This is a genomic window from Staphylococcus sp. FSL W8-1270, assembly GCF_038007165.1.
Taxonomy (GTDB): Bacteria; Bacillota; Bacilli; order Staphylococcales; family Staphylococcaceae; genus Staphylococcus; species Staphylococcus hominis.
The window spans coordinates 1,153,379-1,171,092 of the sequence record NZ_JBBOWQ010000001.1; the positions used below are offsets into that span (position 1 = coordinate 1,153,379).

At 31.1% G+C, this 17,714-nt stretch carries 18 protein-coding genes; 17 read left to right on the forward strand and 1 reads right to left on the reverse strand.

Going from position 1 to position 17,714, the window contains the following annotated elements:
• Window positions 1–58 precede the first annotated feature (58 nt).
• Entirely contained in the window at window positions 59–202 is a 144-nt protein-coding gene (locus NSU06_RS05840; protein ID WP_017176172.1) for an SAS049 family protein, read from the forward strand.
• Between the two features lie 98 nt (window positions 203–300).
• Here NSU06_RS05840 and NSU06_RS05845 read toward each other — a convergent pair whose 3' ends face one another.
• Window positions 301–1,305: an LLM class flavin-dependent oxidoreductase gene (locus NSU06_RS05845; protein ID WP_049382006.1), complete on the reverse strand. Its 1,005-nt coding sequence runs from the start codon at window positions 1,303–1,305 to the stop codon at window positions 301–303.
• Window positions 1,306–1,504: 199 nt separating this feature from the next.
• On the opposite strand from NSU06_RS05845, the gene NSU06_RS05850 reads away from it, so the two are divergent.
• The 16 genes from NSU06_RS05850 (at window position 1,505) to NSU06_RS05925 (ending at window position 17,699) form a co-directional block, all read left to right on the forward strand.
• Window positions 1,505–2,644, forward strand: a complete 1,140-nt coding sequence (locus NSU06_RS05850) for a cysteine desulfurase family protein (protein ID WP_145428795.1) — start codon at window positions 1,505–1,507, stop codon at window positions 2,642–2,644.
• A gap of 3 nt (window positions 2,645–2,647) precedes the next feature.
• The gene (gene mnmA / locus NSU06_RS05855) at window positions 2,648–3,760 is read left to right on the forward strand and encodes a tRNA 2-thiouridine(34) synthase MnmA (RefSeq protein ID WP_017176175.1); all 1,113 of its coding nucleotides are present in this window, start codon (window positions 2,648–2,650) and stop codon (window positions 3,758–3,760) included.
• An 86-nt stretch (window positions 3,761–3,846) separates the two neighbouring features.
• Complete coding sequence (locus NSU06_RS05860) at window positions 3,847–4,518, forward strand: tetratricopeptide repeat protein (protein ID WP_017176176.1); 672 nt, start codon at window positions 3,847–3,849, stop codon at window positions 4,516–4,518.
• Window position 4,519: 1 nt separating this feature from the next.
• Entirely contained in the window at window positions 4,520–6,943 is a 2,424-nt protein-coding gene (gene recD2 / locus NSU06_RS05865) for an SF1B family DNA helicase RecD2 (RefSeq protein WP_145428793.1), read from the forward strand.
• Between the two features lie 279 nt (window positions 6,944–7,222).
• The gene (gene alaS, locus NSU06_RS05870) at window positions 7,223–9,853 is read left to right on the forward strand and encodes an alanine--tRNA ligase (protein ID WP_019835422.1); all 2,631 of its coding nucleotides are present in this window, start codon (window positions 7,223–7,225) and stop codon (window positions 9,851–9,853) included.
• A gap of 64 nt (window positions 9,854–9,917) precedes the next feature.
• Window positions 9,918–10,178: an IreB family regulatory phosphoprotein gene (locus tag NSU06_RS05875; RefSeq protein ID WP_002448947.1), complete on the forward strand. Its 261-nt coding sequence runs from the start codon at window positions 9,918–9,920 to the stop codon at window positions 10,176–10,178.
• Window positions 10,179–10,607, forward strand: a complete 429-nt coding sequence (ruvX, locus tag NSU06_RS05880; RefSeq protein ID WP_017176179.1) for a Holliday junction resolvase RuvX — start codon at window positions 10,179–10,181, stop codon at window positions 10,605–10,607. It abuts the gene before it with no gap.
• Between the two features lie 14 nt (window positions 10,608–10,621).
• Window positions 10,622–10,936, forward strand: a complete 315-nt coding sequence (locus NSU06_RS05885; RefSeq protein ID WP_017176180.1) for a DUF1292 domain-containing protein — start codon at window positions 10,622–10,624, stop codon at window positions 10,934–10,936.
• 260 nt (window positions 10,937–11,196) lie between these two features.
• Window positions 11,197–11,832: an O-methyltransferase gene (locus tag NSU06_RS05890; RefSeq protein WP_145428791.1), complete on the forward strand. Its 636-nt coding sequence runs from the start codon at window positions 11,197–11,199 to the stop codon at window positions 11,830–11,832.
• Window positions 11,833–11,834: 2 nt separating this feature from the next.
• Window positions 11,835–12,758 carry a peptidase U32 family protein gene (locus NSU06_RS05895; protein ID WP_017176182.1) on the forward strand — a complete coding sequence of 308 codons (924 nt, stop codon included), beginning with the start codon at window positions 11,835–11,837 and terminating at the stop codon, window positions 12,756–12,758.
• Between the two features lie 13 nt (window positions 12,759–12,771).
• Window positions 12,772–14,040 (forward strand): peptidase U32 family protein, encoded by a 1,269-nt coding sequence (locus NSU06_RS05900; protein WP_017176183.1) that lies wholly within the window; start codon window positions 12,772–12,774, stop codon window positions 14,038–14,040.
• Window positions 14,040–14,663, forward strand: a complete 624-nt coding sequence (gene udk / locus NSU06_RS05905) for a uridine kinase (RefSeq protein ID WP_017176184.1) — start codon at window positions 14,040–14,042, stop codon at window positions 14,661–14,663. Before NSU06_RS05900 ends, udk begins: the two co-directional genes overlap by 1 nt.
• Window positions 14,664–14,720: 57 nt before the next feature.
• The gene (greA, locus tag NSU06_RS05910; protein WP_017176185.1) at window positions 14,721–15,197 is read left to right on the forward strand and encodes a transcription elongation factor GreA; all 477 of its coding nucleotides are present in this window, start codon (window positions 14,721–14,723) and stop codon (window positions 15,195–15,197) included.
• 336 nt (window positions 15,198–15,533) lie between these two features.
• The gene (pxpB, locus tag NSU06_RS05915) at window positions 15,534–16,262 is read left to right on the forward strand and encodes a 5-oxoprolinase subunit PxpB (RefSeq protein ID WP_070436600.1); all 729 of its coding nucleotides are present in this window, start codon (window positions 15,534–15,536) and stop codon (window positions 16,260–16,262) included.
• On the forward strand, window positions 16,252–17,256 hold the full coding sequence (locus NSU06_RS05920; protein WP_145428789.1) for a 5-oxoprolinase subunit C family protein: 1,005 nt from the start codon (window positions 16,252–16,254) through the stop codon (window positions 17,254–17,256). Before pxpB ends, NSU06_RS05920 begins: the two co-directional genes overlap by 11 nt.
• 2 nt (window positions 17,257–17,258) lie before the next feature.
• The gene (locus tag NSU06_RS05925; protein WP_097601974.1) at window positions 17,259–17,699 is read left to right on the forward strand and encodes an acetyl-CoA carboxylase biotin carboxyl carrier protein; all 441 of its coding nucleotides are present in this window, start codon (window positions 17,259–17,261) and stop codon (window positions 17,697–17,699) included.
• Window positions 17,700–17,714 lie beyond the last annotated feature (15 nt).

Genomic DNA, 17,714 nt, shown 5'->3' on the forward strand with positions numbered 1-17,714 from the left:
ATAAGTAAAAATTACTTATTAAAAATTAAATGCTTAAATTCGAAAGGAGAATTTCAACATGGGATTCATGGATAAAGCAAAAGATGCAGCAGAGAAATTTAAAAATAGCGATAACGAACAAGTAAATAAAGTAAAAGATAAAATTAATGAATATACTGGCGGAAATAATGACAGTAAAGACGACAAAAAAGACAATAAATAATTAAAATTGTGAGTGGTGATTTTGATCATCACTCTTTTTTTATGAAAAATTTAAAACCTGTTGACAATTTATTTATATTCAACAGGTTTTAATCAATATTATTTATTTAATTTTTGAATGACTCGTTTAAAACGCTCATATGATTCAAATTGTCTATCTTGGTCATAAATATAGCTTACGACCATTATTTCATCAATATCACCATATTCCTCTAAAAATGCTTCTAATTTAGCTTTCACTGTTTCTTCAGAACCAATAAGAGAATCATCAAATCTTTGTTTTGCCATTTCATACTCTCTAGGTGTTAAAAGACCTTTTAAATCATCAGTTGGTGGTTGAACTGGTTGCATTCTTCCTCGAGCAATACTAATGAATACTTGTGCTAAAGAACTAGCTAAATATTCTGCTTCTTTATCAGTTTCTGTCACTATAGCATTTAAACATACAATCATATATGGTTTATCTAATGCTTCAGATGGTTCAAATAAGTCGTGATAAATTTCAATTGCTTCTTTCATTTGCTGTGGTGCAAAATGACCTGCAAAAACATAGGGTAGACCTTTTCTAGCTGCTAAATGTGCAGAGTCAGTTGATGATCCGAGTATATACAACGGTACATTTTTATCTACTGCAGGATAAGCCCTTACATAAGCTTGTTTATTTCCTGGACCAAAATAAGTTTGTAATTGTTCTACTTCTTCAGGGAAAGCATACACACCATTATGTTGATCTCGTCTCAATGCACTTGCTGTCATCATATCAGTACCAGGTGCTCTACCTAATCCTAAATCTACACGATTGGGATAAATGGTTTCTAAGGTACCAAATTGCTCAGCAACAACTAAAGGTGCATGGTTTGGAAGCATGATGCCACCTGAACCAACTTTAATATTATGAGTATGTTCAAGCGTATGTTGTATTAACAATGATGTAGCTGAGCTTACTAAATTAGGTGCATTATGATGTTCTGCAATCCAATAACGCTCATAATCTAATTCATCTAATTTCTGAGCTAAAGCCACCATATCATTAATTGCATCTTTATCAGTTTGACCTTCTCGTATAGGAACTAAATTTAATGCAGAAAATTTTATATCAGACATAGACTATTTCTCCTTTTTATCTTTATTATCTAATAGTTTAACAACTTAAAACGATTACAGTTATTAAATTGCTCATACTTAAAATAATTATTGAAAGAAAAATAGTTAATATATTAATTCATAAACAAGAAGGTAGAAAATTTTAGAATGAGGTGCTATTATAGGAACATTGATAATATTGTGAGGAGTGTACTTAATAATGGAAGTATATGCAGATTATGCTGCAACTACACCAGTCAAACCAGAAGTTATAGAAGCAATGATGGATATATATCAATCGCACTACGGCAATCCATCTTCTATTCACACAGTAGGTAGAGATGCTAGACGTTATTTAGATGAATCTAGAAGAAATGTAGCTCAATTACTAGGTGCTAAACCAAGCGAAGTCATTTTTACTAGTGGTGCTACAGAATCAAATAATACTGCTATTAAAGGTTTAGTCTATGCTAATGAGCATTTAGGTAATCATATTATTACTACAAAAATTGAACATCATTCTGTATTACACGTATTCGAGCAACTAGAAAAAGAAGGATATGAAGTCACATATTTAGATGTAGATGATACAGGTAAAGTTGATTTGGATCAATTGGAAGAAGCCTTAACAGATGATACTATCTTAGTATCTATTATGTTTGTCAATAATGAAGTGGGCACAGTAGAACCTATTTACGATATTGAAAACATTGTTTCTAATTCAAATGCTCTATTACATGTGGATGCAGTCCAAGCAATTAGCCATTTAGATATTAAATTTAGTGAGTTTAATATTGATACCATGAGTATTACTGCTCATAAATTTGGTGGACCTAAAGGTGTAGGTATTTTATTAGTAAAAAACAATACACCAATCGAGTATTCTCAATTAGGCGGGGAACAAGAAACTAAACGCCGTGCTGGAACGGAAAGTGTTCCACAAATAGTTGGAATGACAAAAGCTCTAGAAATAGCTACTAAAAATCGAGATCAAAATAATATTCATTTAATGCAATTAAAAGAACTATTTTTAGTAAGTTTGCAAGAACGTGCAATTTCATTTGAAGTCAATGGTTCAATGGTAGAAACGACTGGCCATATACTTAATTTATATTTTCCATTTATAGATGTAGAAACAATGTTAACTTTATTGGATTTAGCAAATATTTATGTTTCGTCTGGTTCTGCATGTACAGCTGGCTCAACAACTCCGTCACATGTACTTGCTGCTATGTATGAAGATGAAGATCGCGCAAAACATTCAGTTAGATTTAGTTTTAATGAACTCACAACCGAACAAGATATAAAATATATTGTTGCTGAAATTCATAAAATATATCATAAATTTAAGGAGGAATAGAACTTGTCAAATAAAGATATACGTGTTGTAGTTGGTATGTCTGGAGGTGTAGATAGTTCAGTCACAGCATATCTTTTAAAGGAACAAGGATATGATGTCATTGGCATCTTCATGAAAAACTGGGACGACACAGATGAAAATGGTGTATGTACAGCTACAGAAGATTATAATGATGTCATAGCTGTATGTAATCAAATTGGTATACCATATTATGCTGTGAATTTTGAAAAAGAATATTGGGATAAAGTATTCACATATTTCTTAGATGAATATAAAAAAGGTCGTACACCTAATCCAGATGTCATGTGTAATAAAGAAATTAAATTTAAAGCATTTTTAGAACATGCATTAAAATTAGGAGCCGATTATGTGGCTACTGGTCATTATGCACGAATCCGTAGACATGAAGATGGTCGCGTAGAAATGTTACGTGGGGTAGATGATAATAAGGATCAAACATACTTTTTAAATCAATTATCTCAAGAACAATTATCTAAAGTCATGTTTCCAATTGGAGACATAGAAAAAAAAGAAGTTCGTAAAATCGCTGAAGAACAAGACTTAGCAACAGCTAAGAAAAAAGATTCTACAGGTATTTGCTTTATTGGGGAACGTAATTTTAAATCATTCCTTTCTCAATATTTACCGGCACAATCTGGTGAAATGAGAACACTCAATGGTAAAAAAATGGGCATACACAGTGGTTTAATGTATTATACTATTGGCCAACGTCATGGACTAGGTATTGGTGGAGATGGAGATCCATGGTTTGTTGTTGGTAAAAATCTTGAAGATAATATTTTATATGTCGAGCAAGGCTTCCATCATGATGCATTATATAGTGATTATTTAATTGCTTCCGACGCATCATTTGTTAATCCAGTTGATTTAGAAAATGGATTTGAATGTACTGCTAAATTTAGATATCGTCAAAAAGACACTAAAGTATTTGTTCAAAAAGAAGATGAACAATCTATTCGAGTTACTTTCGACGAACCTGTTCGAGCTATTACACCAGGCCAAGCAGTGGTATTCTATAATGGAGAAGTTTGTTTAGGTGGCGCTACTATAGACGATGTATATAAAACAACAGGTCAACTTAGCTATGTTGTTTAATTTTTAGTAAACCGTTAACTCATTGTAAATGAGAATTAGCGGTTTCTTTTTAATTGCAAATTTATGTTAGAAATGGAGACATGGAAATGATTGAACAAGAAACAATATATCAGTGGATGAATAATGGTAATTATGAAGAAGCCATTAAAGCATTATTTAATAACATTGAAGAGAATCCTAACATTATTGAAAATTATATTAATGCTGGTATTATTTTAGCTGATGTTGGTGAGATTGAGAAAGCAGAAAGATTCTTCCAAAAAGCAATAACATTAGATGACAAAAATGGTGCTGTTTACTATAATTTAGCTAATCTATATTATGAACAATCTCGTTTTCAAGAAGCAATAAAACTTTATCAACGAGCTTTAAAGTATAATATGAATCCCATTGATACTAATTATATGATTGGTATGTCTTTTAGCCAACTAGATGCGCAAAGAGAAGCATTACCCTTTTTTATGACTGCTGCTGAATTAGATCAAACTTTGGACACAGAAGTTCAATTTCAATATGGTTTAACCTTATGTCATTTAGAAATGTTTCAAGAAGCCATTAAGCAATTAAACTATGTTTTATCTATTAATCCTAATCACGTAGATGCATTATATAATTTAGGTCTGGCAACGTATATGGAAACTGAGGATGCTGATGAAGCAATTCAGTATTTTGATAAAGCAATTCAAATTGATCCTAAACATTTATTAAGTCAGCATGCTAAACAAACATTTAAATCTCTAAAAAATGAGGAGGAATAATATGTCAAACCCTACACTATTTGATTACTCAATGGTTAAAGGAACAGTTGATACCATTCTATTTCAAAATAAAGATAACTTTTATACTGTTTTAAAAGTAGATTCCATTGAAACTAATGAATCATTTGATAATCTGCCTACAGTTGTAGGGTTTTTTCCTAATATTGTTGAAGGAGATGTCTATACGTTTAAAGGACAAATTGTTCAACATCCTCGTTATGGTAAACAACTTAAAGCTGAAACATTTGAAAAAGAACTGCCTCAAACTAAAGATGCCATAATAAGTTATTTATCTAGTGATTTATTTAAAGGTATTGGTAAAAAGACTGCTCAGAATATTGTAAATACATTAGGAGAAAATGCAATAAATGATATTTTAACTGATCCTTCTGTTCTCGAAAACGTTCCTAGTTTAGCAAAATCGAAACAAAAACAGATTGCAGAACAAATTAGTGCAAATCAAGAGTCAGAAAAAATAATGATTCGCTTACATGACTTAGGTTTTGGTCCAAAATTATCCATGGCGATTTATCAATTTTATCAATCAGAGACTTTAAAAATTCTAGAAAACAATCCATACCAATTAGTTTATGATGTAAAAGGTATTGGTTTTCAAAAAGCTGATACATTAGCTAGAAATAATGGTATTGCTTATAACGATTCAGAACGTTTAAAAGCTGGGTTATTATATACTCTTGAAGAAGAATGTATAAAACAGGGACATACTTATTTAGATGAAAATGCTGTATTAGAAATTACAGAAGATATGCTTTCAGATAAGCATTTAGATGAAACAATTGAACAAGAACAATTAAAACATGTGCTACAAACACTTTTTGAAGAAAAGAAAATTATTTTAGAGAATAGTCATGTTGCGATTCCAAGTTTATACTATTCAGAACTTAAAAGCGTTCAAAATTTGTATCGTATCAACACATACAAAAATCACTTTAAAATAATAGAGCAATCAGATTTACAGATACATATTGGTGAAATAGAAGATCAAAATAATGTTAATTATGCTAAATCACAACAAGAAGCACTTGAAACGGCGATGAATTCGAAAATAATGTTACTAACTGGAGGTCCAGGAACAGGTAAAACAACTGTTATTAAAGGGATTGTAGAATTGTATGCTGAAATTCATGGTCTATCTCTTAAGTATTCCGATTATCAAGAAGATGATTATCCAATCGTATTAGCCGCCCCAACTGGAAGGGCATCAAAACGTTTACAAGAATCAACTGGATTAGAAGCAATGACGATTCATCGATTAATAGGATGGAATCAAGATACTCAACCAGAAGATATTCTTGAAAATGAAATTAAAGCTAAGCTCATTATAATTGATGAAATGTCAATGGTTGATTCTTGGTTGTTCCATCAATTTTTAAGTGCCGTTCCACTAGATGCACAAATTATTCTAGTAGGCGATGAAGATCAATTGCCGTCTGTCGGTCCTGGCCAAGTATTTAAGGATTTAATTGAGTCTAAAGCATTTCCAAGAGTTAATTTAACTGAAGTTTATCGCCAACAAGATGGTTCTAGTATTATTGACTTAGCTCATCGCATGAAACATCATGAGTCAATAGATATTACAAAACGTTATCACGATAGAAGTTTTATTCATTGCAATGTAGAACAAATTCCAACCGTAGTGGAGAAAGTAGTATCTAGCGCTGTAAATAAAGGATATGATATGAGTGATATTCAAGTTTTAGCACCTATGTACAAAGGAAGTGCAGGGATAAAAAGACTTAATCAAGTATTACAAAATATTTTAAATCCTAAAGAAAAAGATACAAGAGAAATAGAGTTTGGCGATATAAAGTTTAGAAAAGGAGACAAAGTTTTACAACTAGTTAATCGACCAAATGACAATATTTTTAATGGTGATATTGGCGTCATAGTAGGTATATTTTGGGCTAAAGAAAATGCACTTAATAAAGATGTACTGATTGTCGATTTTGAAGGAAATGAAATTACATTTACTAGACAAGATTTATTAGAACTCACACATGCTTATTGTACCTCAATCCATAAATCACAAGGATCAGAATTCCCAATTGTTATTATGCCTATTGTCAAACAATATTTTAGAATGTTGCAAAGACCTATTTTATATACAGGTCTGACACGTGCAAAACAATCTTTAGTACTATTAGGAGATCCAAAAGCATTTGACATTGCCTTAAATACTCAAGGTCAAGAAAGACATACACAATTAAAAACACTAATTATAAATTATTTTGGTATGAGTCAGGTTAATATAGACGTAGAAGAGAATGATGAACCGATAAATATAGATGATACAGAGGATAATAATGCAGTTGAACACATTACTTTAAGTGAAGAAACAATTTATCAAATTAATCCAATGATTAATATGGGAAATGTTTCACCTTACGACTTTGTTGAACATTGACAATTTAAATAAAAATACTTAAAATAAATTTGAATTCGCATAAAGATGAGTAAACTTTTTAACTTAAGTAGAGATGTACTGGTTGGTGAAAAGTACAAGTTAATCTGTTGAACGCTACTTTGTGTTAACGTTAATATGATAATTAAGTGATGAGAAATTAAATATATTTGAAAAATATTTATTTCTTGTAACTAGGGTGGTACCGCGAAAACGTTCGTCCCTTTGTTGGATGAACGTTTTTTTATTTATAAATGTATTAATTATATTAGGAGTGAAAAAATGAAAAAACTTAAAGCAAGTGATATACGTCAAAAATATATTGATTTCTTTGTTGAAAAAGGTCATATGGTAGAACCATCTGCACCACTTGTGCCTATTGACGATGATTCGTTACTTTGGATAAACTCTGGTGTTGCAACTTTAAAAAAATACTTTGATGGACGAGAAACACCTAAAAAGCCTAGAATAGTGAACTCTCAAAAAGCAATCAGAACAAATGATATTGAAAACGTAGGTTTTACTGCGCGTCATCATACTTTCTTTGAAATGCTTGGAAACTTCTCAATTGGTGACTATTTTAAAAAAGAAGCAATTGAATTTGCTTGGGAATTTTTAACTAGTGACAAATGGATGGGGATGGAACCAGAGAAGCTATATGTAACGATTCATCCAGAAGATGTTGAAGCCTATCGTTTATGGCATGAAGATATTGGTTTAGAAGAAAGTCGTATTATTAGAATTGAAGGGAATTTCTGGGATATTGGAGAAGGACCATCAGGACCTAATACCGAAATTTTCTATGATCGTGGTGAAGCATATGGTCAAAATGATCCAGCAGAAGAAATGTATCCTGGCGGTGAAAATGAGAGATATTTAGAAGTATGGAACTTAGTATTTAGTGAATATAACCATAATAAGGATCATACTTATACACCACTTCCAAATAAAAATATTGATACCGGCATGGGATTAGAACGTATGACGTCTATTTCCCAAAATGTTCGTACCAATTATGAAACAGATTTATTTATGCCAATTATTGAAGAAGTAGAGCATATATCAGGAAAAAAATATCTTGAAAATAACGAACAAGATGTAGCATTTAAAGTCATCGCCGATCATATCAGAACAATCTCATTCGCAATCTCTGATGGTGCTTTACCTGCAAATGAAGGGCGCGGTTATGTTTTACGTCGTCTCTTACGTCGTGCTGTACGTTTTAGTCAAACGCTTGGCATTAATGAGCCATTTATGTATAAATTGGTTGATATCGTTGCTGACATTATGGAGCCATATTATCCAAATGTAAAAGAAAAATCGGATTTTATTAAACGTGTTATTAAATCTGAAGAAGAACGTTTCCATGAAACACTTCAAGAGGGTGTATCTATATTAAATCAACTCATTACGCAAGCAAAAGAATCTACACATCAGATTAATGGTTCAGATGCGTTTAAATTATATGATACGTATGGATTCCCAATTGAGTTAACTGAAGAACTAGCAAGTCAAGAAGGTATTACAGTCGACATGGCAACATTTGAAACTGAAATGGAACAACAACGTACTAGAGCGAGAGAAGCTAGACAAAGTTCACAATCTATGCAAGTTCAAAGTGATGTTTTAAAAAATATTAATACTGAAAGTCAATTTGTTGGATATGAAACAACAGAATATCAAACAATTTTAACAGATTTAATTTATAATGGTAAAACTGTTACATCTGCTGAGGCTGGAGAAACAGTTTACTTTATCTTAAAAGAAACACCATTTTATGCAGTAAGTGGTGGACAAGTTGCAGATAAAGGAACAGTAGGAAATGATCATTTCGAAATAGCCGTTCAAGAAGTTACAAAGGCACCAAATGGACAAAATTTACATCAAGGTACAGTTCAATTTGGACAAGTAAGTGTAAATAGTCATGTAGATGCAACTGTAAATAAAGAAGAACGTAAAGATATACAAAAAAATCATAGTGCCACTCACTTACTACATGCTGCATTAAAAGAGATTTTAGGTGAACATGTTAACCAAGCAGGTTCACTCGTTGAAAGTGAACGATTAAGATTTGACTTTTCTCACTTTGGTCCAATGACAGAAGAAGAGATTGATCAAGTTGAAAGAAGAGTAAATGAAGAAATTTGGAAAGGAATTTCAGTTCATATTCAAGAAATGCCTATTCAAGAAGCTAAAGAAATGGGTGCTATGGCTCTATTTGGTGAAAAATATGGTGATATTGTAAGAGTAGTCAATATGGCTCCATTTTCAATTGAATTATGTGGTGGTATTCATGTAGATAATACTGCTGAAATAGGGTTGTTTAAAATTGTAAGCGAATCAGGTACAGGCGCAGGTGTTAGACGTATTGAGGCACTTACCGGTAAAGCTGCATTCTTATATTTTGAAGATATTCAGAATAAATTTAATTCTGTCAAAGAACAACTTAAAGTAAAATCAGATAAACAAGTTTATGATAAAGTTGTTCAAATTCAAGAAAATGAAAAACAATTGAATAAGCAATTAGAGCAACGTAATAAGGAAATTACTTCACTTAAAATGGGTAATATAGAGGATCAAGTAGAAATGATTAATGGATTTAAAGTATTAGCTACAGAGGTAGAAGTATCTAATCCAAAAGAAATCCGTCAAACAATGGATGATTTTAAATCAAAACAACAAGATACAATTATTATTTTAGCAAGTCATGTTGGTGAAAAAGTTTCGTTAATTGCCGCTGTACCTAAAGAGCTTACAAGTCAGGTTAAAGCCGGAGATATCATTAAAAACATGGCTCCAATTGTAGGAGGAAAAGGTGGCGGTCGTCCAGATATGGCACAAGGTGGCGGCACACAACCTGAAAACATCTCAGAATCATTACGCTTTATTAAAGATTATATTAAAAACCTATAACTTTTTAATCAACTGGTGTAAAATTAATATGTAAGTTAATACATGTCAGAGGAGTGTCGCATCTATGGAAAATATTGATAAAACTATGAAATTCGATTATGATGAAATTCCAAAAGAAAATGTCCAAACAGTTTTAAAAAACGTACATCAAACTCTAGAAGAACGAGGCTACAATGCTGTAAATCAAATTGTTGGTTATTTACTTTCAGGAGACCCTGCATACATTCCACGTCAAAATGATGCACGTAATCAAATACGACATATTGATAGAGATGTAATTATGGAAGAACTCGTTTCAAACTACTTAAAAGAGAATAATAAATAAATGTTAAGTCATAAAATTTTAGGATTAGATGTAGGTAGTAGAACTGTAGGTATCGCAATTAGTGATTTGATGGGCTGGACTGCTCAAGGACTAGACACTCTAAGAATAAATGAAGAAAATGAAGAATTTGGTATTGATAGACTGGTTTCAATCATAAAAGACAATAATGTTGGTTCAGTAGTCATAGGATTACCGAAAAACATGAATAATTCTATTGGTTTTCGTGGAGAAGCATCTCTTAAATACAAAGAATTGCTTCAAGAGGCTTTACCAAATATTGAAATTATTATGTGGGATGAACGTTTAAGTACCATGGCTGCTGAGCGCTCATTATTAGAAGCTGATGTCTCAAGACAAAAAAGAAAAAAAGTAATTGATAAAATGGCAGCAGTTTTCATACTGCAAGGCTATTTAGATTCAATTCAATAAAGGAGAATATCATTATGACTGAACATAATCACAATCATAATACAGAATTAAATATTAGTAATGAAGAAGAATTATTAACTTTATTCGATGAAAATGGAAATGAAGTTTTATATCGAAAAATGCTAGAATTTTATCATCCAGAATTTAAAAAAGAGTATGTTATTTTAGCTGAAGAAGGTGCTCAATCTGATGATGATGACATGATTGAGCTCATTCCAATGATTAATGAACCAGATGAATCTGGTGATGGTGGTAAACTTGTTCCTATCGAAACAGATGAAGAATGGGATATGATTGAAGAAGTTGTAAATACAAATATGGAAGAATAAACAGTCTTTTGTTAATAATAAATCTCTAATCAATGTACTTTGGTTAGAGATTTTTAATATTTCAGACTTAAATTTAATTTAGAATTATGATAAAATATTTAAAGTTAAATTACTATAAGCATAAATTTTTAAATATACAGTCAGTTACTATATTTATACATTAAAATATAAAGTAGGTTTATTATTTTATTTTAAATAATGTAATATTAGTTGACTGATTTATTTTTATGCCTATTGATATTAAAAGGGAAGTTATAGAAGTGGAATCAAATCAATCCTATTTATTAAATCTTCATGAACAGTTAGATAATAATATTGAAGAGCTAAGATTTTATGCAGAAGAACATGCTGTTCCTATAGTAGATAAATTAACTTTAGACATGATAAAACAATTAATTAGAATTCATCATTCGAAAAATATTTTGGAAATTGGAACTGCTATTGGATATAGTTCGATGCAATTTGCTTCTGTTTCACCAGATATTTCTATTACTACTATTGAACGTAATGAGAATATGATAAAACAAGCAAAACTTAATTTTAAAAAATTTGAATACGAAACTCAAATTCGCCTTATAGAGGGCGATGCGCTATCACAGTACGATAAAGTGAGCAATCATTTATATGATATGATATTTATCGATGCAGCTAAAGCGCAATCTCAAAAATTTTTTGAATACTATACACCGTTATTAAAAAAAGGTGGCTTAGTTATTACTGATAACGTTTTGTATCATGGATTTGTATCTGATATAGATATTGTACGATCAAGAAACGTTAAGCAAATGGTAAAAAAGGTACAAAAATATAATACTTGGCTTATGAAACAAAAGAACTATAAAACAAATTTTTTAAATATGGATGATGGTTTAGCCATATCTATTAAAGGAGAATGAATATGACTGAATTACTTGTCACTCCAAAATCTTTAAATCATATGAAAACATTGATAGAACTCGGTGCTGATGCATTTGTGATTGGAGAACAAAAATTTGGATTGCGATTACCTGGAGAATTTAATCGTGAAGATGTTAGAAAAGCAGTTAATTTAGCACACGAACATGATAAAAAAGTATATGTGGCAGTTAATGGTATTTTTCATAATTATCATTTAAATGCCTTAGAAAACTATATTGAATTTTTACATGAAATAAGAGTGGATAGAATAATTTTTGGTGATCCTGCTGTCGTGATGTATGTTAAAAAACAAGATAATCCGATACCATTAAATTGGGATGCAGAAACAATTGTTACGAATTATTTCCAATGTAATTATTGGGGTGGAAAAGGCGCTAAAAGAGCTGTATTAGCACGTGAATTAAATCTAGATGAAATTTTAAATATCAAAAAACATGCAAATGTTGAAATTGAAGTTCAGGTTCACGGTATGACTTGTATGTTCCAATCTAAACGTATGTTATTGGGTAATTATTACACTTTTCAAGATAGACAAATGAAAATCCAACGTAGTGAAAATGATCAAGATTTATTATTGTACGATGAAGAAAGAGAAAATAAATATCCTGTTTTTGAAGATTACAATGGTACTCATATTATGTCTCCTAATGATATCTGTTTAATTGAAGAATTAGAGCCATTCTTTGAAGCAAATATCGATTCATTTAAAATTGATGGTATCTTACAAAGTGAAGCATACATTAATACTGTTACAGCACAATATAGAGAAGCCATTGACTTATATCATGAAGATCCAGAAGCTTATGAAGATGAAAAATTTATGTTAATTGATCCAATAGAAGAAATTCAACCTGAACATCGTCCGTTTGATGAAGGGTTCTTATATAAACAAACAGTATATTAAGGGAGGCGCCAGTATGAAGACGTTAAATGAAATTGAAGTAAATGCTAAAAGAAAAATAAAAAAACCTGAATTATTAGCGCCTGCTGGAAACTTAGAGAAGTTAAAGATTGCGGTTCACTATGGTGCTGATGCAGTATTTTTAGGTGGACAAGAATACGGGTTACGTTCTAACGCTGATAACTTTACAATGGAAGAAATTAAAGAAGGCGTTGAATTTGCAAACCGTTATGGTGCAAAAATTTATGTTACGACTAATATTATCGCTCATGATGAAAATATAGACGGTTTAGAAGATTATTTACGTCAATTAGAAGCTACAGGTGCAACAGGAATTATTGTAGCTGATCCACTTATTATTGAAACATGTAAGAAAGTAGCTCCTAAATTAGAAATTCATCTTTCAACACAACAATCTCTTTCTAATTACAAAGCTGTGGAATACTGGAAAGAAGAAGGACTTGATCGAGTAGTATTAGCTCGTGAAACAGGCGCTATGGAAATGAAAGAGATGAAAGACAATGTTGATATCGAAATAGAAGCCTTTATTCACGGTGCAATGTGCATTGCTTATTCAGGTAGATGTACTTTAAGTAATCACATGACAGCACGAGACTCTAACAGAGGTGGTTGTTGCCAAAGTTGTCGTTGGGATTATGATTTACTAGCTGTTGATGAAGAGGGAGAATTAGATTTATTTTATCAAGATGGCGACGTTGTGCCTTTTGCTATGAGTCCAAAAGATTTAAAATTAATTGAGTCTATTCCTCAAATGATGGATATTGGTATAGATTCTTTAAAAATTGAAGGACGAATGAAATCTATTCATTATATTGCTACGGTAGTATCAGTTTATCGTAAGGTTATTGATGCATATGCGGAAGATCCAGATAATTTTAAAATTAAACCAGAGTGGTTAATTGAATTAGACAAATGTGCTAATCGAGATACAGCACCTGCTTTCTTTGAAGGAACGCCTGGATATGAAGAGCAAATGTTTGGTGTTCAACAAAATAAAAAGTCACCATATGATTTTTGTGGATTAGTTTTAGATTATGACGAAGCAACTCATATTGCTACAATACAACAAAGAAATCACTTTAAACCAGGCCAAGAAATTGAATTTTTTGGACCTGAAATTGAATCATTTAAACAGGTTATTGATGTCATTTATGATGAAGAAGGAAACCACCTTGATGCAGCACGTCATCCTCTTCAAATTGTTCAAATTAAAGTGGATCATCCTATTTATCCTAATAATATGATGAGAAAGGAAATTGGCTAATGACACAGACAACAATCATCGGAATCGCTGGCGGTTCAGGATCAGGAAAGACAACTGTTACAAATGAAATAATGAAAAATTTAGAAGGCCATAGTGTTGCTTTACTTGCTCAAGATTATTATTATAAAGATCAATCGCACTTAACATTTGAAGAACGTCTTGAAACTAACTATGATCATCCTTTTGCATTTGATAATGATTTACTGATTAGTAATTTAAAGGATTTACGTAACGGTCAAGCGGTGGAAGTTCCAACATATGATTATAAAAATCATACTAGAAGTGATGAAACAATTGCATTTGAACCTAAAGATGTTATTATCGTAGAGGGTATATTTGCTTTGGAAAATAAAACATTACGTGATATGATGGATGTTAAAATATACGTTGATACTGATGCTGATTTACGTATTTTAAGAAGACTTGTACGTGATACAAAAGAGCGAGGGCGCTCAATGGAATCAGTTATTAACCAATATTTAAATGTTGTCAGACCTATGCATAATCAATTTATAGAACCAACAAAAAAATATGCTGATATTATTATTCCAGAAGGTGGAAGTAATAAGGTAGCAATTGATATAATGACAACAAAAATACAAACGCTTGTTGGTAAGCATTAACGAATAGTATGTATTTTTTCAGAATTAAATTAACTTGTTGAAAAGGAAGATGAACTTATGGAAAATCAAAAACAATATCCAATGACACAGGAAGGTTATGAAAAATTAGAACAAGAATTAGAAGAACTTAAAACAGTTAAACGTCCTGAAGTAGTAGAAAAAATCAAAGTTGCTAGATCTTTTGGTGACTTATCTGAGAACTCAGAATACGATGCTGCTAAAGATGAACAAGGTTTTATTGAGCAAGATATTCAACGTATTGAACACATGCTTAGATATGCTTTGATTATTGAAGACAACGGTGATAACAATGTTATTCAAATTGGTAAAACTGTTACGTTTGTCGAATTACCTGGCGATGAAGAAGAAAGCTATCAAATTGTTGGATCTGCAGAAGCAGATGCGTTTAAAGGAAAAATTTCGAATGAATCTCCAATGGCGAAAGCACTTATTGGTAAAAGTTTAAATGATGAAGTTCGTGTTCCACTTCCAAATGGTGGAGAAATGAAAGTTAAAATCGTTGATATTAAGTAACAAAAAATCCAAAAATCATTTTGATTTTTGGATTTTTTTATAGTTAAATATTTATAATTATTTAACTATTAATTAGATATAAGCAAGTACATTCATTTAATTTTTAGAACTTTCACATGACAAAAATATAAATATATGCTTAAATAACAATGTAGATAAATTATATAGTTATCTTGTACTGAAAGGGAGTAAGCGATTACATTAATGCATTACTTACCTTCTTTTATTATTGTCTATTTGAAAGACATATTAAACTACTATGAATACGTGGATATTTTATATTACTAATATATAAAATGAAATACGTTATTTATAATCGAAGGAGGACCATCATCTTTGGAAATAAAGATTATTAATGAACAATCAATTGCGCTTTATTTTAAAGAAGAAATATCTGAAAGTAATTACAGAGATGTTGAATCCGTTACTAAACATATACACGCTAAAAGAATAGATGGTATCAAAGATGTGATACCGTCATATAGAGCAATTATGATAAATTTTGATAATATAAAGCTTAATTTTAAGCAATTAATAGATATATTAGATTTAAAACAGTTAAATGGTGAACATGCTAAAGATATTTCAGATAAAACGATCATACATATTCCAGTATTATATAATTCAGAAGTCGGACCTGATTTACCATATGTAGCTAAACATAACAAACTAACTACTGATGAAGTCATTCAAATCCATACTCAAAATGAATATCTCGTTTACATGTTAGGTTTTATGCCTGGTTTTCCATTTTTAGGTGGATTGGATTCTCGTTTACATACTCCACGTCGAGATGAACCTAGAGTCAACATTGACGCAGGTTCAGTAGGAATAGCAAATAATCAAACGGGTTTATATCCTTCTGATTCACCAGGTGGTTGGCAAATTATTGGAAGAACACCATTAAAAGTATTTGATATCAACGACGATGAAATGTCTTTATATCAAGCGGGGGATTATATTAAGTTTTATTCTATTGATGAAAATACATTTAACGACATCCAAAGTGAAATAGCAGAAAATCGATTTAATAAAGAAAAGTGGGTGTTAAATCATGTCGATTAGTATTATTCAACCTGGTATGTTTACAACTGTTCAAGATGAAGGAAGATTTGGTTTTCAACACCTAGGTTTTTCAAGTGCTGGTGCTATGGATTTATATAGTTATTTAATTGGTAAGACTTTAATTGGTAATAATGGACCGAGCCTTGAATATACTATTATCGGTCCAACACTTCAATTTAATAAAGATAATACATTTATTTTGACAGGAGCACATGTAAACGCAAAATTAAATGAAGAGACAGTTGATATTAATACTGTAATTTATGCATGCAAAGGCGATATTTTGAAAGTTGGAGCAGTGACTGCAGGCGCTCGTGGTTATATTTTCTTTGGACATCCTTTAGATATTCAACCAATAGCAGAAAGTTATTCGACACATACTAGAAGTAAAATTGGTGGTTACAAAGGGAGACCATTATCAAAAGGAGATTTGATATACTTAAAAGAAAATCCATCTTTCAAACAAAATTTGGGTAAAACAACAGTTTATAATGCTATTCCCGAAGATAATATAATACATATTATTACCGGTCCACAAATTGAAGCATTTTCAAAGGAAAGTATAAATAAGCTCGTTAATATGGAATATAAAGTTTCTGAAAAATCTGATAGAATGGGGTATCGTCTTAATGGTGAGCATATCCCTCCTAAAACTGGGGCAGATATTATTTCAGAACCTGTTGCTTTAGGAAGTATTCAAGTCCCAAATGATGGTAATCCTATTATCTTATTAAATGATAAACAAACTATAGGTGGCTATACGAAAATCGCTACAGTCACTCAACTGGATTTAAATAAAATTGCTCAATTTAAGCCAGGGGATTTAATTCGATTTAAGTGGTCAACGATTGAAGAAGCTACAAAGGTTCAGGAACAATATCTAAATCACTTTAATCATTTAAATGCTGAAATTAACACGTCACCAACCTTTAATATGGGTGAAATGAGACCGACAGCAAAGAAATTGACTACAATCATTACAGAGGAGAGATAGTTATGGATATTAAAAAAATAGAAGAAGTCATTAAACTTGTAAAATCAAATGATGTAAAAAAATTTAAATATAAAGATAACAAAAACGAAATCGAATTAGATTTTACTGAACAAAGTAACAATCAAAATAATAGTACTCCAGTAATACAATCTGAAGGACATTCTCAAAATAAAAATATTTCAGAAAATAACCCTTCAAATGATTCAGCAAAAACAATTACTTCTCCTATGGTAGGCACATTTTTCTTACAAGATAGCAAGGAATTAACGGATCCTATAATTCAAGTAGGTGATAACATTAAATCTGGTGATGTTATCGGATATGTTGAAGCAATGAAAGTAATGAATGAAGTGACTAGTGATATAGATGGTGAGATTACCGACATTGTGGTTGAACATGGTACAAACGTTGAATACGATCAAGTTCTAGTTAAAGTGAAGTAAAAGGGGGGACAGAAA

What these genes read in the sequence shown, in the direction of transcription:
- NSU06_RS05840 (WP_017176172.1), top strand. Translation starts at nt 59, where the DNA reads ATGGGATTCATGGATAAAGCAAAAGATGCAGCAGAGAAATTTAAAAAT.
- NSU06_RS05845 (WP_049382006.1), bottom strand. Translation starts at nt 1,305, where the DNA reads ATGTCTGATATAAAATTTTCTGCATTAAATTTAGTTCCTATACGAGAA.
- NSU06_RS05850 (WP_145428795.1), top strand. Translation starts at nt 1,505, where the DNA reads ATGGAAGTATATGCAGATTATGCTGCAACTACACCAGTCAAACCAGAA.
- NSU06_RS05860 (WP_017176176.1), top strand. Translation starts at nt 3,847, where the DNA reads ATGATTGAACAAGAAACAATATATCAGTGGATGAATAATGGTAATTAT.
- recD2 (WP_145428793.1), top strand. Translation starts at nt 4,520, where the DNA reads ATGTCAAACCCTACACTATTTGATTACTCAATGGTTAAAGGAACAGTT.
- alaS (WP_019835422.1), top strand. Translation starts at nt 7,223, where the DNA reads ATGAAAAAACTTAAAGCAAGTGATATACGTCAAAAATATATTGATTTC.
- NSU06_RS05875 (WP_002448947.1), top strand. Translation starts at nt 9,918, where the DNA reads ATGGAAAATATTGATAAAACTATGAAATTCGATTATGATGAAATTCCA.
- ruvX (WP_017176179.1), top strand. Translation starts at nt 10,179, where the DNA reads ATGTTAAGTCATAAAATTTTAGGATTAGATGTAGGTAGTAGAACTGTA.
- NSU06_RS05885 (WP_017176180.1), top strand. Translation starts at nt 10,622, where the DNA reads ATGACTGAACATAATCACAATCATAATACAGAATTAAATATTAGTAAT.
- NSU06_RS05895 (WP_017176182.1), top strand. Translation starts at nt 11,835, where the DNA reads ATGACTGAATTACTTGTCACTCCAAAATCTTTAAATCATATGAAAACA.
- NSU06_RS05900 (WP_017176183.1), top strand. Translation starts at nt 12,772, where the DNA reads ATGAAGACGTTAAATGAAATTGAAGTAAATGCTAAAAGAAAAATAAAA.
- udk (WP_017176184.1), top strand. Translation starts at nt 14,040, where the DNA reads ATGACACAGACAACAATCATCGGAATCGCTGGCGGTTCAGGATCAGGA.
- greA (WP_017176185.1), top strand. Translation starts at nt 14,721, where the DNA reads ATGGAAAATCAAAAACAATATCCAATGACACAGGAAGGTTATGAAAAA.
- NSU06_RS05920 (WP_145428789.1), top strand. Translation starts at nt 16,252, where the DNA reads ATGTCGATTAGTATTATTCAACCTGGTATGTTTACAACTGTTCAAGAT.
- NSU06_RS05925 (WP_097601974.1), top strand. Translation starts at nt 17,259, where the DNA reads ATGGATATTAAAAAAATAGAAGAAGTCATTAAACTTGTAAAATCAAAT.